The sequence below is a fragment of the Providencia sp. PROV174 genome (assembly GCF_028480685.1).
Taxonomy (GTDB): Bacteria; Pseudomonadota; Gammaproteobacteria; order Enterobacterales; family Enterobacteriaceae; genus Providencia; species Providencia rettgeri.
Map to the genome: position 1 here is coordinate 34116 of NZ_JAMPOT010000025.1, position 24535 is coordinate 58650.

The 24535-nt window shown below is 40.9% G+C and carries 18 protein-coding genes; 6 read left to right on the forward strand and 12 right to left on the reverse strand.

Translation table 11 applies throughout. The annotated features are described in order from the left end of the window. Nucleotide 1: 1 nt before the first annotated feature. From PSE60_RS19375 to PSE60_RS19395, 5 genes are all read right to left on the reverse strand, one after another. Nucleotides 2-568, reverse strand: a complete 567-nt coding sequence (locus PSE60_RS19375) for a (2Fe-2S)-binding protein (protein WP_004260707.1) — start codon at nucleotides 566-568, stop codon at nucleotides 2-4. Continuing rightward, nucleotides 565-3483, reverse strand: a complete 2919-nt coding sequence (locus PSE60_RS19380; RefSeq protein ID WP_272666477.1) for a xanthine dehydrogenase family protein molybdopterin-binding subunit — start codon at nucleotides 3481-3483, stop codon at nucleotides 565-567. The genes PSE60_RS19375 and PSE60_RS19380 overlap by 4 nt, the downstream gene beginning before the upstream one ends. Nucleotides 3484-3909: 426 nt before the next feature. Continuing rightward, a complete protein-coding gene (locus tag PSE60_RS19385; protein ID WP_272666478.1) occupies nucleotides 3910-5145 on the reverse strand; it encodes a c-type cytochrome in 1236 nt (411 codons plus the stop codon). Next, nucleotides 5142-5693 carry a (2Fe-2S)-binding protein gene (locus PSE60_RS19390; protein WP_272666479.1) on the reverse strand — a complete coding sequence of 184 codons (552 nt, stop codon included), beginning with the start codon at nucleotides 5691-5693 and terminating at the stop codon, nucleotides 5142-5144. The genes PSE60_RS19385 and PSE60_RS19390 overlap by 4 nt, the downstream gene beginning before the upstream one ends. Further along, nucleotides 5690-8485: a xanthine dehydrogenase family protein molybdopterin-binding subunit gene (locus PSE60_RS19395; RefSeq protein ID WP_272666480.1), complete on the reverse strand. Its 2796-nt coding sequence runs from the start codon at nucleotides 8483-8485 to the stop codon at nucleotides 5690-5692. The genes PSE60_RS19390 and PSE60_RS19395 overlap by 4 nt, the downstream gene beginning before the upstream one ends. A 195-nt stretch (nucleotides 8486-8680) precedes the next feature. On the opposite strand from PSE60_RS19395, the gene PSE60_RS19400 reads away from it, so the two are divergent. Continuing rightward, nucleotides 8681-9244 (forward strand): nucleotidyltransferase family protein, encoded by a 564-nt coding sequence (locus tag PSE60_RS19400; RefSeq protein WP_272666481.1) that lies wholly within the window; start codon nucleotides 8681-8683, stop codon nucleotides 9242-9244. A gap of 9 nt (nucleotides 9245-9253) precedes the next feature. Next, nucleotides 9254-10264: an XdhC family protein gene (locus tag PSE60_RS19405; RefSeq protein WP_272666482.1), complete on the forward strand. Its 1011-nt coding sequence runs from the start codon at nucleotides 9254-9256 to the stop codon at nucleotides 10262-10264. A gap of 69 nt (nucleotides 10265-10333) precedes the next feature. Here the strand turns inward: PSE60_RS19405 and PSE60_RS19410 are convergent, their stop codons facing one another. The 5 genes from PSE60_RS19410 to gltS all read right to left on the reverse strand — a co-directional run bounded on the left by PSE60_RS19410 (nucleotide 10334) and on the right by gltS (nucleotide 16232). Further along, nucleotides 10334-11995 carry an alpha-keto acid decarboxylase family protein gene (locus PSE60_RS19410; protein ID WP_272666483.1) on the reverse strand — a complete coding sequence of 554 codons (1662 nt, stop codon included), beginning with the start codon at nucleotides 11993-11995 and terminating at the stop codon, nucleotides 10334-10336. Nucleotides 11996-12251: 256 nt separating this feature from the next. Continuing rightward, the gene (locus PSE60_RS19415; RefSeq protein ID WP_272666484.1) at nucleotides 12252-12605 is read right to left on the reverse strand and encodes a RidA family protein; all 354 of its coding nucleotides are present in this window, start codon (nucleotides 12603-12605) and stop codon (nucleotides 12252-12254) included. A gap of 2 nt (nucleotides 12606-12607) precedes the next feature. Then, the gene (locus PSE60_RS19420) at nucleotides 12608-13849 is read right to left on the reverse strand and encodes a D-amino acid dehydrogenase (protein ID WP_272666485.1); all 1242 of its coding nucleotides are present in this window, start codon (nucleotides 13847-13849) and stop codon (nucleotides 12608-12610) included. Between the two features lie 56 nt (nucleotides 13850-13905). Then, nucleotides 13906-14814 carry a LysR family transcriptional regulator gene (locus PSE60_RS19425; protein ID WP_272666486.1) on the reverse strand — a complete coding sequence of 303 codons (909 nt, stop codon included), beginning with the start codon at nucleotides 14812-14814 and terminating at the stop codon, nucleotides 13906-13908. Between the two features lie 212 nt (nucleotides 14815-15026). Further along, complete coding sequence (gltS, locus tag PSE60_RS19430; RefSeq protein WP_272666487.1) at nucleotides 15027-16232, reverse strand: sodium/glutamate symporter; 1206 nt, start codon at nucleotides 16230-16232, stop codon at nucleotides 15027-15029. An 857-nt stretch (nucleotides 16233-17089) separates the two neighbouring features. Here gltS and mdlC point away from each other — a divergent pair. The 3 genes from mdlC (at nucleotide 17090) to PSE60_RS19445 (ending at nucleotide 20136) form a co-directional block, all read left to right on the forward strand. After that, nucleotides 17090-18718: a benzoylformate decarboxylase gene (gene mdlC, locus PSE60_RS19435; protein WP_272666488.1), complete on the forward strand. Its 1629-nt coding sequence runs from the start codon at nucleotides 17090-17092 to the stop codon at nucleotides 18716-18718. A 124-nt stretch (nucleotides 18719-18842) separates the two neighbouring features. After that, a complete protein-coding gene (locus PSE60_RS19440) occupies nucleotides 18843-19604 on the forward strand; it encodes an aminoglycoside adenylyltransferase domain-containing protein (protein WP_272666489.1) in 762 nt (253 codons plus the stop codon). 127 nt (nucleotides 19605-19731) lie between these two features. Beyond that, nucleotides 19732-20136: a RidA family protein gene (locus tag PSE60_RS19445; protein ID WP_210838083.1), complete on the forward strand. Its 405-nt coding sequence runs from the start codon at nucleotides 19732-19734 to the stop codon at nucleotides 20134-20136. Nucleotides 20137-20193: 57 nt separating this feature from the next. Here PSE60_RS19445 and PSE60_RS19450 read toward each other — a convergent pair whose 3' ends face one another. Beyond that, nucleotides 20194-21537, reverse strand: coding sequence for an NCS2 family permease (locus PSE60_RS19450; RefSeq protein WP_210838085.1), 1344 nt, complete (start codon nucleotides 21535-21537; stop codon nucleotides 20194-20196). A 32-nt stretch (nucleotides 21538-21569) separates the two neighbouring features. Next, nucleotides 21570-23345, reverse strand: a complete 1776-nt coding sequence (locus PSE60_RS19455) for an adenine deaminase (RefSeq protein ID WP_272666490.1) — start codon at nucleotides 23343-23345, stop codon at nucleotides 21570-21572. 144 nt (nucleotides 23346-23489) lie between these two features. On the opposite strand from PSE60_RS19455, the gene PSE60_RS19460 reads away from it, so the two are divergent. Continuing rightward, complete coding sequence (locus tag PSE60_RS19460) at nucleotides 23490-24416, forward strand: LysR family transcriptional regulator (protein WP_210838088.1); 927 nt, start codon at nucleotides 23490-23492, stop codon at nucleotides 24414-24416. Nucleotides 24417-24535 lie beyond the last annotated feature (119 nt).

The following is a 24535-nucleotide window of genomic DNA, read 5'->3' on the forward strand; positions in this document are numbered from 1 at the left end:
CCTAGTCGATCACGCAGCCGGGAGTGTCGAGAGCGACTTTCCTCACAGCTTCATAATAGCGTACATAACCTGTACAACGGCAAATATGCTCATTGAGGGCTTCTTCAATCGCATGTTCGAGTTGGTCTCGCTTCACTGGGTTTTTCTTCAGTTTATCAAGAAATACTGTCGCACCTGTAACGAAACCGGGGGCACAATAGCCGCACTGGAATGAAAAATTTTCGATAAAAGCTTGTTGAATTGGCGTTAATTCAACGACTTTGCCTTGTTCATCCAGTTTGGCTTGCCCTTCGATGGTAACAATATTTTTATTGTTGAAATAATGGGCGCCAAAGATACAGGTACGGCTTTCAACCGTTGTGCCATCGGGCTGAATTTCCATAATGGTGCAAGCATGACAAATGCCTTGGCCGCAACCAAAGTGAGTACCGGTGAGGTCAAGGTATTCATGTAGAAACTCAATCATTGGCATCCCAACAGGGACATCAATAGGACCAATTTTTTGGCCGTTAATAGTCAGTGTTAGTGGCTTGCGCTCAATAATCGGAACGGCATTGTTGATTTTCATGAGAGTGCCTTTTTAATTTTATCTACCGTGATAGGGAATTCATAGAAACGCTTGCCTGTCGCATGGGTTAATGCGTTACTCGTCGCAGGTAAGATTGGGATCATCCCCAGTTCAGCCATGCCTTTTGGTGGTGAAGTTTCTGATAGCGGAGGTAAGTAATCAATGGTTTGCTGCCAAACCGCAACATCTTTTGCACGTGGCAGAACATAGCGATTAAAGTTCCATGTTCCGTTACCTGGCCCATCTTCATACAGTGGCAATTCTTCCATCAATGCGTGGCCAATACCCATGGCGGTACCCCCTTGAATTTGGCCTGAAACCAATTCAGGGACAATCATCGTACCGGGGTCCATAATCATATGATGGCGCATGACATCGACCTCACCCGTCATGGTATTGACGTTGAGTTCAACGAGGCAAGAAGCCGGTGTGACCGTAGTTGGATCTGCTTTTGCGCGTTGTGTTGGTGGGTAATAGGCAATTTTACGTTTAATAAAATGGTAACCACCAGTGGTCATCTGTTTTTTCAGTTCTTGTGGCGCACCGTCGCCATAACGAACGGATATTGCATCGAGAGGGAGATTTTTCAAACCCACCGTCGGGATATCGAACTCTGCGCGAGCCCACTGCCAGCTTGAATAGCCGTGAACAGCAACCCCGGTGATGAGCCCCATCTCATGGGCTCTTTTGGCTAAAATGTCAAAAGGAATGGGCTTCATTCCGCCGCCACCAATACCATCTGGCCCGACACGAATGTCTGCGAATTCAACATTTAAGCCGTTGAAAGCACCGCCACCTGGGCCTTCGCTCCAAATGCTTTTGGCCGCAGGCCATAGGGTATTTTCCAATAAGAAATGGCCAGCTTGGCGTGTACCAAACCCAATATAATAAACACCACTCGATGAACTCATGTCAGGGATCAGCGCAGGTGTCCAATAGGGATCAGTTTTGGACAGCTCGTCTTGTTTTTTCTGATCTGCCCAACTGGTTTTGAGTGGCAGTTCTGCAAATTCAGTTACCCCAAACTCAACCACATCAGGGGCTTTGCTGAGTGCTTGCCACACCATCACTTGCTGTGCGGTTGTACCACCAGTACCAATTTCTTGCATACAATGGCGCATGGTTAGCTTACCATTGATATCAAACTCAAGAGAAAGAATCGTTGGGACACCACTAGACCCATAAACTTGCTGTACTTGCGCAAAGCCAACACCATATAGCTTACCGGGGTTTTTCGCTTCATAATCGACTTTGTTTTTCTCACGATCGACCCAAATCGGGTGTTTTTCCGCAAGATTTAGCATTTCGACATTGCGTGGGTCACCGGCTATTACACCACCTTGTGTATTTGGGTAGCCTTCTAAAATGGCATTACGGCGGCGCAGTTCAATCGGGTCTATATTGAGGTTGTGAGCGATTTCATCGACCATCAATTCAGTGACTGCCATTGATTGCAAGGAACCAAAGCCACGCATTGAGCCCGCTTCGACAGCCGGAGTGGCCATGGCAAGAGCGGTAAGGTCAGATTTAGGGAAATAATAAATAGATTGGGCACCACGTACCGCAACGTGCGATACGGCCACGGAGAGGTTCTCACGACCTCCACCATTACAGTTATAAGTGCCTTTTAATACATCAAATTTACCCGTTTTTTTATCACCAATAATGGTGACATCCATCTCAATGGAGTGACGTTTCATCCCCATTTGGAATTGTTCATAGCGGTCATTTGCCATGCGAACAGGCAAGCCATCAGCATAGAAACTGGCGACCATGGAATAGAAAGGAAAAACCGAATAGTCTTTTGAGCCATAACCGACGGTCGAACCAGTTAATAGCACAATGTTCTCGACGGAAAAATGTTTGTTGTGCTTCGATAACTCAGCAGCGGCATTGACCACACCAGCAGGAGATTGCGTTGCTGTTAAGATATGCAGCGTTTTGGTTTGTGCGTCATACCAAGTATTACAGTTATCTGGCTCCATCGCACAAGGGTCAATGGATTGTGAAAAACCATGGCGCTCAATCACAAACTTATCGGGATTCTGGCGAGCAGCTGCGATTTCTTGCTCAATTTGCCGTGCGTAATTCATCGCTTTTTCTTGTTTATCAGGGCTTTTTTCTGCCTGATGAAGGGCTTGAATAAAACCACCACCACGATCTTTACGGATCACTGGTGGAATAGAAATGGCGTGTTTGGGGTCATAAGGTGGCCAAATAGGCGTATTGCCATCGAACCCGCCTTTAATACCTGAATCTTGATAAGGGGAAAATATAGAAGGCGAAAGCGGGGTGTCGCCACCAATACGCACATATCGCGCGGCACCGTAGTTAGCGGGCGGTTTTGGCCCTGTCACCGTTCCGTATTTTACGGTATTTGTCGCAAAGCGTAACATCCGCTGCGCCGCACTGTATTTATCGAAATCATGATAAATCAAGATAGCAACCGGGTGGCCAATAATCGGCGGGGTATCCCCTAGAGGCACTAAAATATTGGTGCCATAGAAACCTTTCCCCATGCTGGTGTCTTGAGGAATATTCAAGCCATCACGGATAAGGTCTTCTTGTAAAACAACTTTATCAGGCTGTAAATTTGGACCTAACATTGAAATATCAATGCCTTCAAAGGTTTTATCTGCCTCTGTTGCTTTTAACATAAAGGCATAGCTTTGTTTTTTAGGCCAGCCAGGGATGTCTTTAGCGCGGTAATCACGAGCAAAATTTTTACGGCCAGTGACCTTTTCAACGCCATCCCAGCGAAAACGTGCTTTACCATTTTGACCAATCCAATCAGTTGATGGAGAGTCAGAATCGAGCTCCATTGCTATCGCAAAAGGGAGTTTGCCGACCATCACTGCAATGCCCGCAATAGTGCCTAATTTGATAAAATTGCGTCTAGAAATATGTCCCGACATGTTGTGCTCCCTGATTATATTTTTAGGGTTTTTATTATGAACAATGGAGATAAATAATACTTTTTAGCCATGCACTATAAGATTGTTTTATTTCGATTAAATTGGCTCACAATTCGATGACTAATATCAGATAGCTCAGTAAGTTACATAAATAGTATGGGTATCTGTAATGATATATCAAGAACGAGTAAAGGGATTTAGACAAGAAAGTGAATAATACTGTTGGAGTCATCTTAATATGACAGTATTGAATAAAATAACTGAGGTTTATTCGAATATAATTTATTTAAATGATAGTAGTTCTTATTAATGAATAATTAAATCAATATGTATTTTATTATATAAAGCATATTATTATATAGATATTAACTAGAGAACTATCTGGCTCGTTAAATATTAACAAGCCAGATAGCTCATTTTTCGTCATTATTGACGCAAAGATTTAATCTGCTCCGGGGTGACATCCGCAGGCTGTCCTCCCCATTGAACGCGAAGGAAGTTCACTAAGTCGCTAATTTGTTGGTCATTTAGCTTATTGGCAAACCCTGGCATACTTTGCATGTTTTGGTTATTAGGGAATGGTTGTTCAGGCAAACCATCTAAAATCGCATTAATTAGGTTAGTGCTATCCGCATCACGCAATGTCGAATTTCCTTTCATTGCCACCGCCACATTCGGTTTACCGCTGCCATCATAGGAGTGGCAACCTGAGCAGGTTTCTAAATAAATTTGGCGTCCTTGAGCGTTACCTTCCCCCATTCTTAATGGCGAAGTTGCTGGTGGATTATCGCCCATTAAATAGGTGGCTATAGCGCTATTATCCTCTGGGGTTAAATGTTGTGAACTCAGATAAATTACAGGGTGCATATCACTGTAGGCGGAACCTTGCGGAGCGAGCCCAGTCATGAAAAACTGCTGTAAATCTTCTTTTGTCCATCCTCGCTCTGCAAGCGCTTTTGGGGTAATATCCGGCGCCACAAAACGACCTAAAGCACCGCCTTGCATAAAGTTATCTAAATCCATTTCACCCAGTTTTCCCCTTGGCGTATGGCATTCAGCACAATGCTCTAATACGTTAACTAAATACCGACCACGTAACCATTCAGGAGAGCTACCTTGTGAGCTATCTGGGAGTGGTTTGTCATTAAAAAACAATAAATTCCAGCCAATCATGGCCATACGTTGGTTTAGTGGGAATGGCAATGAATTTTCAGGTGGCGCGACATCAACCGCTGGTTGGCTCATCAAATAACTGTAAATAGCGTCAGAATCTTCACGAGTGATCCCTTTGTAAGACGTATAAGGCATTGCTGGATAAAGATTTTTACTCGGCGGTGAAATACCTTGGGTCAGTGCTTTATAAAACTCATCTTTTGTCCAGCGACCGATACCAAAGTCGGCTGAAGGGGTTAAGTTACTGCTGTAGATAGTACCAAATGGGGTATCGAGTGGAAAACCACCGGCTAATGGCGCGCCATCAGCACTGGTGTGGCACGCAGCGCAGTCACCGGCAAGGGTGAGATAACGACCTCGCTCAATTTCCTGAGGTGTCGCTGTCACTTTTTGTACCGGACCATCTAAGGTGCGGCTTTCATACCAATACAGCACCGCCCAAACGATGATAGCGATGGCTATCAACCATAAAATAATTCGTTTGATCATTTTATTGCCTCCTTGATAAGACCAGGAGTCGCTAGAACAACGTCACGTACCGCTTCATAATAGCGTACATAGCCTGTGCAGCGGCAAATATGGTTATTTAGGGCTTGCTTGATAGCATCTTCTAAGTCCGCTTCTGCAATGGGGTTTCGCTGAAGTTCTTCAATAAACACGGTAGCCGCATTCACAAACCCTGGGGTACAGTAGCCACACTGAAAACTAAAATGTTCAACAAAAGCTTGTTGAACTGGGGATAATTTTACTTCCCCGTTTTCTTCTTTGGCGGCAGCCCCTTCGATAGTTCGAATACTTTTATTATTGAAAAAATGCGCGCCAGTAATACAAGTGCGGATCTCTTCGCTGGTGCCGGAAGGGTTATCTAAGATAACGACGCAAGCATGGCAGATCCCTTGGCCACAGCCTAGACGAGAGCCCGTTAGGTCAACATATTCATGAAGGAAGTCGATCATCATGAGGCCTTCAGGCACGTCCATTGGTCCATACTGTTGGCCATTAATGGTTAAAGTGAGGGGAAGGAAATTTAGGCTCATGATATTACCTCTAAAATGTCTTTTGCGCGTACAGGCAAATGCAAGAAATGATGACCAGTTGCATCTGCAATGGCATTGACGATGGATGAAACCACCGGGATCATAACAACCTCAGCAACGCCTTTTGGCGGGTCTGTATCCGAAAGTCCTGGCAGGACTTCATTGGTTTGCTGCCAAACTGCAACGTCGCTGGCTAGAGGGAGATGATAACGGTTGAAGTTCCACGTCCCATTACCGGGACCATCTTCGTAGAGAGGTAAATATTCATGGAGGGCATGGCCGATACCCATTGCTAATCCACCTTGAATTTGCCCTGAAACCAGTTGTGGCACGATAAGATTACCGCACTCCACCACGCTATGGTGATTCAGCAATTCAACTTGTCCAGTTGCCTTATCAATGGATAGCTCACTCACGGTAGCGACTGCACTGTAGTAAGTGACTCCAGCATTATTTCTTTGTGTATCAGGGTAATAGGCTTTTTCGCGGCGGCAAACTTGGTATTCTTTATCGGCAAATCGTAGTGATAGCCCATCAATCGGTAAACGGCGAGTTTCACCCTGAATTGGGAAATCGGCTTCAGCCCATTGCCAGCGGTTAAATACGTGGCACACTGCGCCAGTTACCCCACCCATTGCAAAAGTGCGTTCAATTAAGCGCGATAAACTAAGCACCTCGAGCCCATCAGCCGTTAAGCCTTCAGCAACCCAACGTGCATCTTCACGGCGAACAACTAGAGGGGCAGCTTGTCCGCCACCAATGCCTTCTTGCCAAATTGACATGGCAGCGGGCCATAACCCATGTTCAAATATAAGGCGTGCGGCTGCGTCTGTACTATGGGTGAAATAATAGGCTGAATTACTGGCGCTTGCCGGTGAGCAGTAATTCGGCGTCCATAATGGGTTTTGCGCGAGGTGGTTTTGCTCATCTTGTGACATGGCAAACGGGTTACCTGTCGACACCATAGGTAAAATTGACCAATCTACAACCGAAAAATGAGCTTGTTCTGCAGGCTTTCCTAACCATTTAGCGCAAACCACCGATTGGGACGTGGACATGCCTGTGCCAATTTCTGCACCGCTATGGTAAATAGCAATTTTACCCTCGGGGGTGAGTTCTACACGAGCAAAGGAGGATTCTGCACCTGTCCCGAAGTCTTTTTGCACACAGGAAATCCCAGTACCGAATAGTTTGCCGCTATTTTTTGCTTCAAAGTCAGCTTTACGCTTGGTTCTGTCAGTCCACATTGGATGAGCAGCACAGTGGGTTAACACTTCATCGGCACGAATTGCACCGCCAGGGATTGCCCCTTGGGTATTTTTCATCCCGGACTTGATGATATTTTTAAGACGGAACTCAATGGGGTCGGCTTTGAGTAGTTTTGCGGCTTCTTCCATTAACATATCGGTTGCTGCCATGGCTTGTAAGGTGCCATAACCGCGGGCTGAACCTGCATCCACGGCTCGTGATGCAATACCGACCGCAGATAAATCACTACGCGGAATGTAATAGATAGCTTGTGCGCCTGTTGCGCCAACCATGACAACGGAAGGCGTAAAATTACAGCGGCCACCGCCATCACCAATAAAAGACGCTGAAAGCGCTTCAATTTTATGTGTTTTCTTATTCACCGCTAAGGTGTAATCCATATCAAAAGCATGGCGTTTGATGGTGGATTGAAATTGTTCATAGCGGTCATTAGCCAGACGAATAGGGACTCCATCACCATATAACGTTGCCATTGCACCATAATACGGGAATGGGGTATGGTCTTTAGAACCATAACCAACTGTAAAACAAGGGTGTAGGAAAATTTGTTTAATTGGAAAATGTGATTTTGCCAGCATCTCGGGTAATGATTCCGCCACTTCTTGAGGGGACTGCGTAGGAATAACCAGATGGAATGACTGTGTTTTGGCGTCGTACCAACCGTTAGCGTTATCAGGCTCTAAGGCAGCAGTATCAATCGATTGAGAAAAGTATTTTCGTTTGATCACAAGCCAGTCTTCTGGCGGGTTCTCCAGTTGTTTGGCGAGTTCATCAGCATATAGCATGCCTTGTTGATCTAATTTCCCACCTTCACGGCCTTCTGGCCAAACGGGCAAGTGTTTTTTCATGCCAATAGGGGAGATTGGCATATCTTTTAGGCTTGAGTAAATATCTGGTTCATAAGGGTTTTCATTGCCAATTCGCACGCCACGGTAGCTTCCCCATGGGTCCCGTTCCAGTGGGCCAGTAAATGCACCGTATTGGATAACATCATCACGGAATTTTAGGGTTTCTTTAGCAAAACGGAATTTAGCAAAATCATGGTAAATCAATAATGCAACGGCTTGGCCAAGGTAAGCGGGGGTTTTCCCTTCTGGAAGCAATAAATCATCGCCATAGAATTCAGGGAAAGCGACACCATCTTTTTCTAAATCGCTTGCGGTTACGATGCGATCAGGCATGAGGCCATCTTTCAGCAGATCAAGATTAAAGCCTTGGTAAATTTTATCGGCTTGCGTCACGCGAAGTAAGAATGCATGACCTTGCTGTTTTGGCCAGTGAGGGATATCGCGTGCGCGAATGTCTCTGGCAAAGACTTTCTCCCCTTGGACTTTGGCAAACCCATCAATACGAAATTTAATTTGTTTATCGACTGGATTCCAGTCAGGAGATTGAAGAATTTTCTCTTCGAATAGCACATCAAAAGCACGGCTATACAAAGGGGCTAAATAAACAGATATTCCCGCTATAACGGCACATTTTAGAAAGTGTCTGCGGGAGAGTTCGACATCGCTTTTGCTCATAATACACCCTTACACTTATTTTTATTACATCGGTATTTTTATTTTTATAGTCATATAGAAAAAATTATTTGTATCACGTTAATATTATACTTCTCTTAATAATTTTCAAATTAATGATATGTAGTTCTTGTGATCTTACTGAATATACTTTATTTATGAGATACGCAATCAGTATATCGATTTAGAATAAAAACCATGAATATTTGTATTTTGATATTAGCAGCAGGAAAAAGTGAGCGTTTTCAAAACGCTGGAGGTAAAGGCAGTAAATTAAATTTTGGGTTAGGGAAAAATACAGTATTTGAAAAAACACTAATAAATTCAATTGATAGTGGGGTTTCTGTTCATGTGGTAACCCGGCCTGAGAATGAAGGCGTCATTAATAATTGTTTACAATTTAATATTCCATACACATTGATAAATAGTAATGGGTTAGGTGATTCAATCGCATTTGGTGTTAAAAACACTTCAAATTTAGATGGGTGGATAATTCATTTAGCAGATATGCCATACATCAATAGTGAATTATTTATACGTATAGCAAATGAATTAAAACAACATACATTAGTACGGCCAGTATATAATGGTTTACCTGGGCATCCAGTGGGAATATCTGCAAAATATTATTCAGATTTAATTAAATTGTCCGGAGATGAAGGGGCAAAATCGATATTACAGGATAACTTTGTCTATAAACTAGACATAAATAATGAAAATGTTGTGAAAGATATTGATTATCCAAGTATTGATAACGAATAAGGGACGAATATGTTACGTGAAGATGTTTTTGTTATCTCCCAAGCTGTTGATTGGATAAAAGAGCAGCCAGTTTGGCTATGTACCGTGTTAAATACTTATGGTTCTTCACCGAGAAGCCCGGGTTCTTTGCTGGTTGCAAAACAGGACGGACAATATATAGGTTCGCTTTCTGGTGGATGTATTGAAGAGGATTTTATTCAGCGCATAAAAAATAATGATTATGTGAGTAGCAGCCAAGTTGTTCGCTATGGAAGAGGTGGGATTGAGACTAAAGTTAACTTACCCTGTGATGGTAGCTTAGATGTTTTGATTGAATATTTACCAAATAATGAAAAATCGCTTAATTACCTTGTTGAGATCCAAAATGCGTTATTAGGTTATTCTGCCATTATCAAAAAAGTTCTATTGCCGCAGAGTGGTGAAATTCATATAGCTAATAAATCAGAAAAACCAACACAGATAGAACGCAATGACGATAAAATTCAGTTATACATTGCGGCTCCTCCTCGCTTAATCATTGCAGGTATTTCCACTGTGGGGGCTTATTGCGCTAATTTTGCATTAACATTGGGCTTTGAGGTTATTATTTGCGATCATCGAGAAGAAGAAATAGCGCGGTTTGCACCACAAATTCCACCTCAAGTTGAGGTTATTTCTTTATTTCCTGCCCGCTATTTAGAAGAGCAGGGTTGTTCTCCAAATACTGCCATTGTTTCCTTAACTCATGATCCCCGTATTGATGATTTAACACTGATGGAGTCGGTTAATACAGATGCTTTTTACATTGGTGCAATGGGGTCAGTCAGAACTAGTGCTCGCCGTCGTGAACGGCTTATAGCATCTGGTGGGATGACAGAAGAGGAAATAGAACGCATTCATGCCCCTATTGGCATTCCAATCGGTAGTAAAACACCACCAGAAATTGCTTTAGCGATAATGGCCGACATTGTTGCTTATAAAAATGGCGTGATCTCATCAGAGATTATATGTAAAACGAAAAAGTTGGTGGGTATAAGCTAAATACAATGTAATTTTATTTCTAATCGCTCACGCCATTTTAGATGGCGGAGCTAGCTACAAACAATTCAGTTAGTATATAGATGTAATAGCTTCTCCCATTTTTACCAAATATTTTGGTGCATCATACCTGTTTGTCATTATTTCAATGTAAGCTGCGGTATCCAGAGTTTCAATATGTTGTAAGGCATCATTGAGTTCATCGCAGGTTGTTACCTTTTGGCAATACCAATCATCGCACCCGAATGCTGAAGGTATTTGTGCATAATTCCATTGAGTAACATCATTGTAATAATATTCAGGCTCCTTACAAAATAGTCGTTCGATAAGGTAGCCATCGTTATTTAGAACAAAAATAATAGGTTTAAGCCCGAAGCGTGCAAATTGACTAATTTCTTGTATTGTTAATTGGTGAGCACCCTCACCAGTTATTAAAATAATACGACGAGAGGGAGATGCTAAAGCTGCCCCTAATGCAGCTGGAGTGGCCCAACCAATTGATCCCCATAAAGATTGAGAATGAAATGATGCCCCATTAGGTAAAAGTGCAAATGATAGCCCCATGGTAAATGCTCCAGTATCACCAAATATAATATCGTTAGGCTTGAGCATTTTTTCTAAACGGGGGTATAAGAATGTTTCCGTTATTTCTTGTGTTTTTGAACTTATTGGTGTGCCAAGTGATTGCGCTTTAGGGTAATTATTATGATAAAAGTAACAATCAGATGTTGATATCAATTTATCTTTTAACGATGAGATGACATCCTTCATATAAATATCATCGTAACGCTGACCATTAATAATTACGTAATTGTCCATAATATGTATTATGTTTTTTTCTTCAATATTAGAGGTGTAACAAGCAGTATTAAAATCTGACATTATAGTGCCGATATTTAAAACACAATCGCAGCTTTCTACAAATGAAGTCACTTGTGGATTGATAAAATCTCCCGTATACATTCCAATATATTGTGTATTAGTTTCATCTAAAACACTCTTATCCATATAAAAGGTTGTATAGGGGATATTAGTTTTTTCGATAATAGTTTGTAAGCTTTTTTGTAATCCTAAACGTAGAGATATTGACCCTGCTAGTAAACAGGATTGCTGGCTATTTATTAATTTATTTGAGATGAGATGGATAATGTTTTTTAGTGTTTCTGGATTGGTTTTTGGTATTAATGAAACCGTATTATGAGGTGACTTAACCACAGTTTTTACAGCATAATCAGCAGGTAGCCCAAAATAAACTGGGCGGCGCTCGTGCAAGGCACAAGCGATTAATCGTTCTGTTTCTTCAATACAATTTTCCGGGGTTATAATGGCGTGGGCGCAGACAATATGCTGGCTCATTTTATAGAAAACATCATAATCACCATCACCTAAAGTATGATGGGTAATTAGATGTTTTTTCTTTGATTGGCTTGGTGGCATTCCGACAAGGTGAAATATCGGTAACCTTTCTGCATAGGAGCCCGCTATTGCATTGAGCGCGCTTAATTCGCCAACGCCAAATGTGGTTGATAATGCAGCGACGCCTTTTATTCGAGCATAGCCATCAGCAGCATAGGCTGCATTTAGTTCGTTACAGTTACCAATCCAACGCTGTTGAGAACTAATACAAACAGCGTCATTAATAGGAAATGAATAATCACCAGGAACACCAAAAATATCTTCAATGCCTAAGTCATATAACTTCGATAAAATATATTCAATCACGGTTTCTTTCATTTAGTCTCTCCAGTTAATAATTATTTTTTCTTCACTTATAATTTTTTATTAGCTATTTATTTTTATTGGAATTGATTTGATAATAGTTAAGGAGGGTGAAAATGAAAGTCTTTATTTTATAATAATCCTAATGAAATTTATTAAACTCATTATTTAATCGGATATTATAAAATAAAATAGAAGACTAAATTGCTAGAGTAATAAAAAGCAGTCGGTCTCACTGCTTTTTTATATTTTAAATCTTACTAAATAGATATCAGTGCTGAGCCGCAATCACCATAATTTCAACAAGGACTTGCTCGCGTGCCATATTTGCTTCAACTGCTGCACGAGCTGGGCTATTTTCCACAGGCATCCAATTTTCCCATACTGCATTAAAGGCAGAGAAATCTCTCGCCATATTTTTAATCCAAATTTGAGCAGATAAAATTTGTGTTTTATTACTGTTGCTGGCTGCTAATAACGTATCAATTTTAGCTAAAATATCTTCAGTTTGCTGGGTAATATCACCTGTTAGGTCATTTGGTACTTGCCCTGATAAATAAACTATCCCTGCATATTCAACACTGTCAGCTAAGCGTGGTTTCGGGTTGTTACGTTTGATGGACATGATTACCTCGTTAATCCAGTTAAAGAAATTGGCGTTTTTTGTTCTGTAATTAATTGAGTCAATACTTCCGCGCTGCCTGCGGCAAGAGTAAACCCTAAACTACCATGTCCAATATTAAGCCATAAATTTTTATAGGTTGTTTTTCCTAATATCGGTGGGCCCTTTGGCGTTGAGGGACGTAACCCACACCAGCTTTCAGCATCGTCGATTTTAGGTAATTCAGGAAAGGTGTGTTTAATAATCTTCTTAAGAGCTTGTATTCTATTTTCACGTAAACCTTGGCTGTCATAACCAATATCGACCATTGCAGCAATGCGTAATTGATCATTAAGTTTGGCATAGACAATTTTATTGCCGTAATCAGTGACGTTAATTTTCGGAACAATATACTCAGCTTGCGGGTATTCGACACTTAGACTATATCCCTTTAATCCTAAAATAGGGACATTAATATTCAGTGTTTTTAATAACTCGCGGCTACCATTACCTGCGCAAACAATAAAATCATCAGCTTGGATAGTTCCCTGATGAGTAGCTATTCCTGTAATGCCGTTACCTTGTGTAATGAAGGATTCAACACTGTGCTGCAAACAAAGCTTAAATTGCGGTTGCATGAGTAAATATTGCAGTAGATTTTTGCAAAATAAATAACAATCTGCACTCTCATCATCAGGAGCATATATTGCCCCGACTAGTTGAGACTGTATATTCTTTAAAGAAGGCTCTAGTTCAATAATTTCAGCGGGTGTTAATACTTTTTGAAATTGTTTATCAACCGTTTCACTGGCTTTTTGAAAACTTTTATTATCGCGATGGATAATTAATTTCCCTGATTTTTCCCAAGCAAAATCGGCAATATCACCATTGTTACGCCATTTATTCATTATTTCTTGGCTTAGGAGCGATAAACGTAAAAGGTGGGTACCATTAATTTTATTGGTTTTACGGTTACAAGCTAATGTAAATTGCGCTAGCCAAGACCACTGTTGTAATGAAGGCGTTATTTTTAAATTTAAGGGGGAGTCATTTTTCCCCATCCAACGTAGGCCTTGTAAAGGAACGCCTGCATCAGCAAGAGGAGAAACATAGCGATAGCTGAGTTGCCCACCGTTAGCAAAACTGGTGTGCATACCGACATCTGTATCAGATTCAACTAATGTTACGGTTTGGCCTGCTTTAATTAATGCATAGGCGGTGCTTAAACCAATCACACCAGCTCCAATAACCACCACATGTTTAGTCATAATAATCCGTAACCCATAATAACCAAGATGTTATTATTTAACGGTGAATAAGCTAACTAAACAATTGAGTTTTCATTACCAGAGTATAACTTTTGGTTAACTACTTTATTTCTTTTTTCAAGCGTGGATGCCAAGGTATTAACATAATTCTGTGCGGCCTTAGTTAATGGTTTATCTGCGCGATGAAAAACGGATACGGCAAGGTGTAAGCCTTCCTGTAAAGGGTAAATCATTGATTCAGGTAATGTATGTTCGGCTGAAAAAATATCGGTAATACTACAACCTAAACCAGCTTGGACAAATTCTGCGGCCATATGATAGGTATGCACACTAATATTTGATTCTGCAAACTCATGACGTTTTTGTAATAGCTGAGATAAAGAGTCAGAGCCAGGGTGGATCCAACGCTCCTGGTCAATATCAGTGAGGGAGACTGGTGAGTGTAATGGTAATTTGCTATCCACATAAACTAATGGGATATCTGCAATAGGTAAAACCGTAATACCGCCTTCAATTTCAAGATTAAAGCCAATACCAATATCGAGATCTTGTTGGGTTAATAACTGCAGAATATCGGTTGTATGATGTGTACCGATCGTGAGTTTGATATTAGGGTGTTTTTTAATAAATTGAGCGGTCACTTCAGGTACTAAGTTTAGCCCTAAGCTAGGTAAGCAACCAATGGCTAATTTGCCTTGCGGGTCACGTGATAAATTTTGAGCTAAAATTCTGAGCTTATCTAAATTATGATAAACTTCCTTCGCTTCTTCAAATAGCAGGTTTGCCTCAGCTGTGGGAATTAGCTTTCCTCTAATTCTCTGGAATAGTACTAAGCCAAGTTGTTGTTCCGCATGTTTTAAGGCCTTGCTGGCAGCGGGTTGTGAGATATGTAAAACCTCTGCTGCACGAGTTAGAGAACCACAGGTCATGACCGCATAAAAAATATCGAGATGCCTTAATTTCATTTTAAGAAACCTATTATTTGCCTTTACTCACAGAAACCGACTATTGGTATTAATTCGCATATTCTACCGAATTAATACAAATTAATCTGAACAACTATTCATTTTGTGCTGAAAATGGTGAAAGGAAATTAGGCGGTTTAAATTAAATAGAGAGAAAAAAGCGAAGGCCAGACTATATACTTAGGTTATAGCCTAGCCTTTATGATTGTGCACTAGGTAAAATACGTGCCGATTTCGATAAAGATTTTAATTAAGATACTATTTGAAATATCGACAATAAATGCCCCCACCATTGGCACGACTAAAAAGGCTTTATGGGAAGGACTGAATGCTTTAGTGACGGTCTGCATGTTAGCGATAGCGGTTGGTGTCGCACCCATTCCAAACCCGCAGTGCCCGGCACTAATAACAACGGCGTCATAATCTTTGCCCATCATTTTAAAGGTAACAAATGTAGCAAATAAAACCATAACCACCGTTTGTACAGCAATGATAATTAGAACAGGCCCTGCCATACTAGCGAGTTGACCGAATTTTAAGGACATTAGCGCCATTGCTAAGAATAATGACAAGGCTACACTACCTAAAACATCAACGGTAGGTTCAAAAACTTCATGTTTAAATACATGCGTTAGGACATTACGAATAATAATACCGACAAATAAGCACCAAACGAAGGTAGGTAATTGCACAATGGTATCTTTAAAAAACTCACTAATATAGCCACCTACAACAATACAGATAATTAGCATTGAGATGGTTTCAATAACATTATTGGCATTAATTTTACGTTTAACACTCGGTTGTTCGAAAGCTTCAACGATAGTTTCTTTTTCGAGTTCAGTGCTTTTAGGGATCGTAACTTTTTTCAATAAATGGCGAGCAACAGGGCCACCAATTAACCCACCGAGGACTAAGCCTAAGGTTGCACACGCCATAGCTAATTCAACAGCACCTGTCACACCATATTTATCAGCTAATATTGGTCCCCAAGCCCCTGCATTGCCGTGGCCACCCGTAAGCGTGATTGAACCAGCAATTAAACCAATAAATGGACTTTCATTAAGCATGACAGCCATTCCCATACCAACGGTATTTTGAATAGCAATTAAGATAGTCACTGCGATCGTTAATAAGACAAGTGGCTTACCACCTTTTATTAAACGCGAAAAATCTGAGCTTAATCCAATTGATGAAAAGAACGTAATCATCAAAATGCTTTGTAGTGAAGCATCAAAAGTAAATGAATACCCTGCAGTTTTATCAACAATTAATAGAATGATAGCAACAATAAAGCCGCCAACAACGGCTTCAGGGATATGGTTTTTTTGTAGAAAAGGTGTGTATTTGACAACAAACATACCAATCAACAGCGCCAAACAAGCGACTAATAAAGTGTAGCTGGCATCTAGGATCATTATTTTACCTCAAGTTAGTTTACCAGAACTTTCACTGTTGTTATTTAACATTAGCGATAAATCAAGTTACTTTGTGCAACTTTTATTTAACAATGAGTTTTGTTTGGGTATCTATAACTTTTAGTTAATCCTAGACTAAGTATTGAATGGGTGGCAGTGAAGTCTCATGTGTAAATTTTCCTAGTTAAAAATAGCGAGAGACAGCATGAACAGCAGGTTTCTATTGAAAAGGCTCATTTAAAGATGGCTATGTAGGAAGAAAGTTGGCTTTTTCGGGAACTTATCTAAGAGAAGGTTTATGTTACCAAGTAATTATAAGAAGTGTGATGTACAACATAAAAGAAAATGGGCAGAGTAGAGTGAAACATGAGGTAAATAACCCATTATTGGATTATGAGTGAAAATATTGTCTAGTCTATAGCTAGGACCATCCTCAGAAATCTAGGGACCGCATTGTCGTTAACGCTAAAAATATGGCCTTTCATCAATAGTAAATCGCTGATGGTTACTTTTGAATAGAATAAGTACAAATATAATCACTAAACGCTATTTGATAATTTTGTTTCAGGTTTATATTTGGTTTTTTTTACCATCTTATTGAGACTGTTTAATTTGGCTGTTATTTAATGGCTTGTTTTCATAAGTGTATTGTCATTACCTTTCTTTTTGATGGACTTAAAAGGAAAATTCACCTGAATATATCGTTAATCAATTTTTTGCTATAGTACCTAATTACAATGAGTTAGGTTTTATTTTAATTATTTAATAATGATATGGCGTGTGAGTTTAACAGAGTTTTTTAACTCTAAATTTTCTTTTTATTAGATAATTTGAATATTTTTTATGGAGTGTTTTCAATGCAAAAAACGATCCGTCAAGTCACCTATGATTTATTACGTAAGTTAGATATTACAACCATTTTTGGCAACCCAGGTTCGACAGAAGAAACATTTTTAAAAGATTTTCCAAATGATTTTCGTTATATCCAAACATTACAGGAAGCCTCTGCTGTTGCCGCCGCAGATGGTTACGCGCAGGGAATGCGTAAAGTTGCGATGGTGAATGTACATACTTCCGCAGGGTTAAGTAATGCCATGAGTAATATTTTGACTGCCTATATGAACCGAACGCCATTAATTATTACGGCGGGAAATCAAACACGAGAAATGTTATTGATGGAGCCTTGGCTAACCAACATTGAGCCTGAAACGTTGCCAAAACCCTGGGTAAAATGGAGCTACCAGCCAGTGCGCGCAGAAGATGTCCCTGCTGCTTTTATGCGAGCGTATGCAATGGCTCTGCAACCGCCCGCCGGGCCAGTATTTTTATCTATCCCATTGGATGATTGGGATAAACCCGCACTAGCACAAGAAGCTGTTGTTCGTTCTGTCCCGCAGCGCATTGGTTATGACCCAGCTCGACTACAAGAGTTTGCTTCTGCTCTATCGAATGCGAAGAATCCTGTACTTATTTATGGTTCCGCCATTGCAAGAGGGGAAGGTTGGGATATCGGCATTAAACTTGCTGAAAAATTAAATGCTCCAGTGTGGGCTGCGCCTGCATCTGAACGTCCGCCATTCCCAGAAACTCATCCTCTGTATGCAGGTGGGTTACCTTTTGCGACAAAACCGTTATCTGAAAAACTCGAAGGACATGATTTAGCCATTGTTATTGGGGCTCCTGTATTTAGGTATTACCCTTATGTTGCAGGCAGTTATATTCCTGAAGGACTGAAATTACTACACATTACAGATGACCCAATCGAAGTGGGTAGAGCTCCTATTGGAGATAGCTTGTTAAGTGATGCTGTACTCGCATTAGAAGGGTTAATTAACTTGGTTGCGCCTCGTACTGCGACAAAAAAAGTGGAAAAACAACCTCATGGAATGGCACCGTACCCAGCAGCAGCTGAACAAAGTTGCAATAGCCCAACACTGAGTGCAACACAATTATTTCGCACCTTGAGGGAAGTTTCACCAAAAGAAACCGTCTTGGTGGAAGAGTCCCCTTCAAACCTCGGTGAACTTCATCGTGAATGGCCAATCGAATTTCCTGACTCATTCTATACTTTTGCAAGTGGTTCATTAGGTTGGAATTTACCAGCAAGTGTGGGAATTGCATTAGCCGAAAGGGACAGCGGGCGCCATCGCCCAGTGATGGCAATTATTGGTGATGGCTCCATGCAGTATTCAATTCAAGGCTTATGGAGTGCTGCGCAGCAGAATTTACCTATTGTGTTTATCATTCCGAAAAATAATGAATATGGCATTTTAAAATCATTTGCAGTATTGGAGGAAACACCGGGGGTTCCGGGGCTTGATATTCCAAATTTAGATATCGTGGCTTTAGGAAAAGGATATGGTTGTGCTGCGGTGAGAGCTGAAACTATAGAAGACATTAAACAAGCCTGCGAAGAGGCATTTAAGCGTAATGGGCCAACAGTGATTGAAGTGCCTATTTTACCGTCAATTCCTCCACTAATTTAACTATGTATGGATGATTAAATAGCTCCTAATCAGGGGCTATTTTTTTATCTGTGTTTTATTCAAGGAATAGATAGAATCGTTACATTATAATTATATTAATTAAATAAGTTAGGACGCGATTTTAATGAATACCCCTCTACAAGCAGAACAAGCTTTGGTTATTCTACAAAAATATTTTTCTGATTCATTAATTGCTGTTTATTTGCATGGTTCTTCTGTTTCGAGTGGATTACGGCCAACGAGTGATATTGATATACTTGTGGTGGTTGATACTCCTATAACGAATATATGTCGTGAACAACTTGTGCGGGATTTAATGGATATTTCTGGCTTATATCCGATTGATCCAGAAGGCCGGCGACCACTTGAAGTTGCCGTATTTTTAGCAAGTGAATTAAATTCACTGTCTTACCCTGCAAAATGCGAATTAATTTATGGGGAGTGGTTACGTACAGATTACGAGCAAGGGGTATTTGAAGGGCAAACTCAAGATCCAGAGTTCACACTCATGTTAGCCCAAGCGTCACAAGACGCGGTAAGTTTATGGTACCAAGAGATTTACCACTTACCGATTATTGGCTTGCACGATATTCACTGCGCTATGTTAGATTCACTCCCTAACCTAGAGTTATCCCTAGAAGGTGATGAGCGCAATGTTTTACTGACATTGGCACGGATGTGGTACACCATGGAAACAGGGCTATTTACTTCAAAGGGGGAGGCTGCTATTTGGGCAGCTGAATTAATGCCAGTGGAATTGGCATCAATCCTAGTGGTAGCAAAAAACGCCTATTTAATAGGGAGTTCTGTTGATTGGGAAAATCAGTTGATGAGTGTCACGCAATGTGCAAATTATTTAGCTGAACGTATTCGTATTTATTCTTAGGTACCTTAAATCAACGTGTCTTTTGATGCTTTCTGAATACCAATCAAATGACGTTTGCTTGATGTTTAATGAATCAAAAAGTAAATGGCTTATACTGCCTCACTGTTTTATTAATGATGGAATAAAAATGACTAAGAAATCGATAAACCCAGCTTCTATCTTTAATTCTTTGCAGTATGGCTTTAGCCAAGCTATAGAAATAACGGGAACCCGACAATTATTTTTATCGGGGCAGGTTGGCGTAAATGCCGCAGAAGAAACTGTTGCTGGGGGTATATACGAACAAACCGTACAATCATTAATCAATATTGAACATGTATTGCATGCGGCTGGTGGCGATTTATCTCAGGTAGCTATGCTACGTATTTACATCAAAGAGGGCTTTAATAGCCATGAGGAACAAGCTGACATTGCGAAAGCATTAAAAGAAAAGTTTCCAAACAATCCACCAGCCTCATCTTGGGTTATTGTTTCAGGGCTTTCTTTGCCGGAATGGTTAATAGAAATAGAAGCTCATGCAGTTTTAAACTAAATTTATTAGAATAGAAAAGCCGACAGTGGAAAAATCGGCTTTTCTGGCACTAATGGTCTAGTGTTTCACTAGTGTTGAGAAATAATAAACAAGAGGTACCGCAAGGATCCACAAGCTAATTGGAATTTCTCTCCACTTGCCAGCAACGGCTTTAATTAAGATGTAGAATAACAACCCACCGGCGATACCCGTACCAAAGCTATTAGCGATTAGCGTAATCATCACCATCATTAATACGGGTAAGCCATCGGTAAAATTGCCTAAGTCTACTTTTCGTAAACCACTGAACATATTTAGTCCAATTAAAATTAGAGCAGGAGCCGTGGCTTGTGCTGGGATCATTAATGCAATAGGTGTAAATAGCAGCATTAATAAAAACATAAAGGCTGCAGCAAGAGCTGTCATACCGGTTTTACCCCCAGCCTCTGCCGCGGCTGAAGACTCAATAAGTGCAGTTGCTGCAGGAATACCAACCCATGGTCCTAATGCTGCAGCAATTGAGTCAACGATAAAGGGACGGTTAATATTTGGCATATTACCTTCTTTATCTAATAAACCCGCTTCTCCGCCAACTGCTAATGTTGTCCCCATAGTTGAGAAAAACTCAGCAGCAAAAAAGACAAATAAGAAAGGGAGAAACGCGATATTTAATGCGCCAATCAAGTCTACATGCCCTAATACAGGGGCCACAGAGTGTGGAATACCAATAAAGCTGTCAGGTAATTTTGTGACGCCAAAAGGAATACCTAAGAGGGTTGCAAATAAAATTGCCCATAAAATTCCACCTGGTATTTTGCGAGCTTGTAGTGCAATCGCAACGAAAAAGCCAGCAAGTGCAACTAATGCACCGGGGGAAAGGAAATCACCAAGCATTAATGCATTTGTTTTTGGGTTAGCGAGCACTAATCCTGCATTTCGAAAGCCTAATACGGCAACGAAAAGGCCAATTGATGCAGTTAATCCGAGTTTAATTGATTGTGGGACAGAGCGTGTAACAACTTCACGCAAACCAAATTTAGTTAATAGGAAAAATAAGATCCCTGACCAACACGCGATGCCGAGCCCGATTTGCCAGTCAATACCTTCACTGCCTGCAAGCGTAATACCGACAAGGACAGAGCCTCCAATACCAGGGCCTACAATAAAGGGTAAATTAGCATAGAACGCCATTAATAAACTGGCAATGACGAAGACAATAATTGTTCCGGTGGTTGCAGCTCCTTTATCCATTCCTCCAACGGCAAGTAAACCGGGGATCACCACAAGCAGGTAAGCTGCGGCTAAAAAACCGGTCACTCCAGCTAAACACTCTGTTTTTACTGAACTGCCGCGCTCACGTAAAGCAAAGCGCCTTTCCAGCCAACTCCCTGATGTTGGCGTATTTATTGAATTGTCAGCCATTAATTGGCTCTCCTATCATTATTATTAATTTTCTAAGCGCGCTTAGCAGTATGGATGACAGCATCAACGATTTGACGCGTTGTTCCATCCGTTAATCCTAAATCGGTTAAATGTGGGCCTGCATTGCAAGCAAGACAGGTTCCTTCAATAGCCTTAAAGACTCGATAAGGTGGCTCCCAATCAGCGATTTCACTGCTTAATTCACGCAATTGGCGAAATTGAGCAGCCAGCTCAGTTGCGGGTAAATCAGATAGCATACCGGCTATTGGCATAGCGACATGAGCTAAAACTTGACCATTTTGTACTAGTGCCATACCTCCACCACTCTCGATTAATAAATTAGCGGCAATGGCCATATCATCAGGGTTACGACCAAGGACAACGAGGTTATGTGAATCATGTGAATAGCTAGTCGCAATGGCTCCGCGTAATTCCCCCCAGCCCTCAAGTAAGGCTATCTGAGGTAAAGCATCGTGACGGCCGTGACGGTGTTGAACTCGGATAAGGCTGAAATTATTCGGCACTTGTACCACGCTATTTTTGATTTGTACGTCAATCTCGCCCCATTGGGTAAAGCGTGCTCCACGAATATGACGTAAACGCGCACTACCATCATTGATTCCATCAATTTTTAATGTGCAATCATTTGGGGTGATTGGCGAGAGTTGCATGGTATCTCGTGGTGGTAAAATATCATTATGTGCGCTTAATGCATTGATAAGTTGGTTATTTTCTGCAATTTTTTGGCCTGATACATACACGGCTTGTGCTTTCAACGTTTCCAATGAATCGAAGATGACTAAATTTGCTTTTCTCCCAGCAGCAATCAGGCCAAGGTCATGGCGTTGCAAGCGTATTGCAGCGTTAAATGTAGCAAAGCGCAGTACGTCCGTTGCTGGCATTCCATGTTCAATTAACAGGTTTAGTAACGCAATAATGCCACCTTTTTCAATTAATATGTCGGGCGGCACGTCATCCGTGCATACTGTAATTTGTGATGACAAATGCGGTAAAGATTTTAATGCGGCAACAATATCGGGAAGGAGATAAGGATGAGAGCCACGAATTTGTAATGTAAGGCCCGCACGTAGCTTTTCAAGGGCATCTTCAGCTGAGGTTAATTCGTGATCAGAGGTGACGCCGGCAGCCAGATAAGCTTGCAGATCAGCTCCTTTTAAACCTCTTGCATGGCCTTCTATAAGCTTACCTGATGTAATTCCTGCATTTAGAATTTCTTCCATTCTGTCACTGCCATGGAGCACACTAAACATATCCATGACTTCGGCCACACCACGAACTTCCGGCCAACTCAGCATGGTTGACATTTCTTTCCCAGCAAAGTCCGCTCCAGACATTTCTAAGCCAGGTGTTGATGGCACTGACGAAGGGGCTGCAACCATGACATCTAACGGTAAATTTCGGCTAGAATCAATAGCATAACGTACACCTTCTAGGCCTAATACATTGGCAAGCTCATGGGGATCCCAAAATACAGCCGTTGTTCCTTGAGCGAGAACTATTTCGGCATAACGTACAGGGGGTAAGTGTGAGCTTTCTAAATGGACATGAGTGTCTATTAAGCCGGGTGAAATGAAATAGCCTGATAAATCATGGGCTTCAGTTGCATCAGTACGGGTTCCAGTAGGATGTACGCTAGCAATTAGGTTGCCGGTAATCCCAATATCTGCAAGGCGAACTTCACCGGTTACCATATCAACAATATTGGCATTAGCGAGTAGAAGGTCAAAAGGCTTTTCGCCTTTAGCAGATTGAATGACGTGACGCCTATTTTGTTCTGTTATGCACATAAAGATACCATTCTTACAATTTATGATTGTTACTTTATGAGCAACGCAAACGTTTGCCAAGATGATAAAATTTATCATGTGATAAGAAATGGTTATAATGAATCGAAATATTGGCTAATCCAATAAAAGTAAAAGAACATTATTATGATAGAACCTTGGCAGAGGCTGCCTGCACTTACGCTCAAACAGCTACAGTATTTTGTGACGTTAGCGAAACTTCGTCATTTTACCGAGACCGCTAATCGTCTAGCGGTAAGTCAACCTGCTTTGAGTAGTGCTTTGCGGCAAATAGAAACGGTTATCGGAGGAAAGCTAATTAATCGCACAGCTTCATCCGTAACATTAACGGAGCTAGGTGCTGCAATTTTGCCACATGCACAGCAAATACTGAGTGTTTCTCATCGCGCATTTAGTGAAATTCAAAAAATAATCGCGGAAGGAGGGGACGGAACATTACGTATTGGCTTAGTTCCTTCCGTAAGTTCTCTGTTATTTCCTGCGGTGCCTGAACTATTAAATCAATATTTTCCGAGGCTTAATATTGAATTTTATGACCAAACGAATGACGCTTTAATTAATAAACTTATCAACCATGAAATTGATTTCGGTATTGGTGTGTTAGATAGTTCAGTACCTCAGAATTTAGCTATTTTTCCACTACAAGATGACCCTTTTGTGGCTGTTATCCATAATGATGACGCTGTAGCGGATAATAGATTTCATTTGCCATGGAAGCTACTCAATAACCGTGATGTTGCTGTATTTTCGAAAGGTAATATTCAACGCTTGGTCGCTGCGACAGTGGAAAGTCACCGTTTAAAATTAAAGATTCGCTATCAAGTGGATTACATTGAAACGCTATATGGCTTAGTTCGCTCAAAACTGGCGATTGCGATTTTACCACAGCTTTATACTGTACATTTACGTGATCCAGAATTGAAAGTTTTGCAATTACAACAGCCCGAGTTAACTCGTACAGTAGCTTTAATTCGCAATAGCCAACAAACGACGCCGTTAATGGATGAGGTTTTTCAGGTATTGTTAAAAGTATTGCGTGATAATAACGCATGAGTTATATCCATTAAATTGGTAACTACCGCATTTATCGTAAAGTTATTTTATTCGAATAACTGAATAATGGTTTCTAATATCGAAAATAATATATTAAAGAGCGCCATACAATAGATCTA

Coding starts and splice junctions, on each gene's coding strand:
- gltS (WP_272666487.1), bottom strand. CDS start 16,232: ATGATCCTAGATGCCAGCTACACTTTATTAGTCGCTTGTTTGGCGCTG.
- PSE60_RS19375 (WP_004260707.1), bottom strand. CDS start 568: ATGAAAATCAACAATGCCGTTCCGATTATTGAGCGCAAGCCACTAACA.
- PSE60_RS19445 (WP_210838083.1), top strand. CDS start 19,732: ATGACTAAGAAATCGATAAACCCAGCTTCTATCTTTAATTCTTTGCAG.
- PSE60_RS19450 (WP_210838085.1), bottom strand. CDS start 21,537: ATGGCTGACAATTCAATAAATACGCCAACATCAGGGAGTTGGCTGGAA.
- PSE60_RS19440 (WP_272666489.1), top strand. CDS start 18,843: ATGAATACCCCTCTACAAGCAGAACAAGCTTTGGTTATTCTACAAAAA.
- mdlC (WP_272666488.1), top strand. CDS start 17,090: ATGCAAAAAACGATCCGTCAAGTCACCTATGATTTATTACGTAAGTTA.
- PSE60_RS19405 (WP_272666482.1), top strand. CDS start 9,254: ATGTTACGTGAAGATGTTTTTGTTATCTCCCAAGCTGTTGATTGGATA.
- PSE60_RS19455 (WP_272666490.1), bottom strand. CDS start 23,345: ATGTGCATAACAGAACAAAATAGGCGTCACGTCATTCAATCTGCTAAA.
- PSE60_RS19460 (WP_210838088.1), top strand. CDS start 23,490: ATGATAGAACCTTGGCAGAGGCTGCCTGCACTTACGCTCAAACAGCTA.
- PSE60_RS19410 (WP_272666483.1), bottom strand. CDS start 11,995: ATGAAAGAAACCGTGATTGAATATATTTTATCGAAGTTATATGACTTA.
- PSE60_RS19420 (WP_272666485.1), bottom strand. CDS start 13,849: ATGACTAAACATGTGGTGGTTATTGGAGCTGGTGTGATTGGTTTAAGC.
- PSE60_RS19395 (WP_272666480.1), bottom strand. CDS start 8,485: ATGAGCAAAAGCGATGTCGAACTCTCCCGCAGACACTTTCTAAAATGT.
- PSE60_RS19415 (WP_272666484.1), bottom strand. CDS start 12,605: ATGTCCATCAAACGTAACAACCCGAAACCACGCTTAGCTGACAGTGTT.
- PSE60_RS19380 (WP_272666477.1), bottom strand. CDS start 3,483: ATGTCGGGACATATTTCTAGACGCAATTTTATCAAATTAGGCACTATT.
- PSE60_RS19385 (WP_272666478.1), bottom strand. CDS start 5,145: ATGATCAAACGAATTATTTTATGGTTGATAGCCATCGCTATCATCGTT.
- PSE60_RS19390 (WP_272666479.1), bottom strand. CDS start 5,693: ATGAGCCTAAATTTCCTTCCCCTCACTTTAACCATTAATGGCCAACAG.
- PSE60_RS19425 (WP_272666486.1), bottom strand. CDS start 14,814: ATGAAATTAAGGCATCTCGATATTTTTTATGCGGTCATGACCTGTGGT.
- PSE60_RS19400 (WP_272666481.1), top strand. CDS start 8,681: ATGAATATTTGTATTTTGATATTAGCAGCAGGAAAAAGTGAGCGTTTT.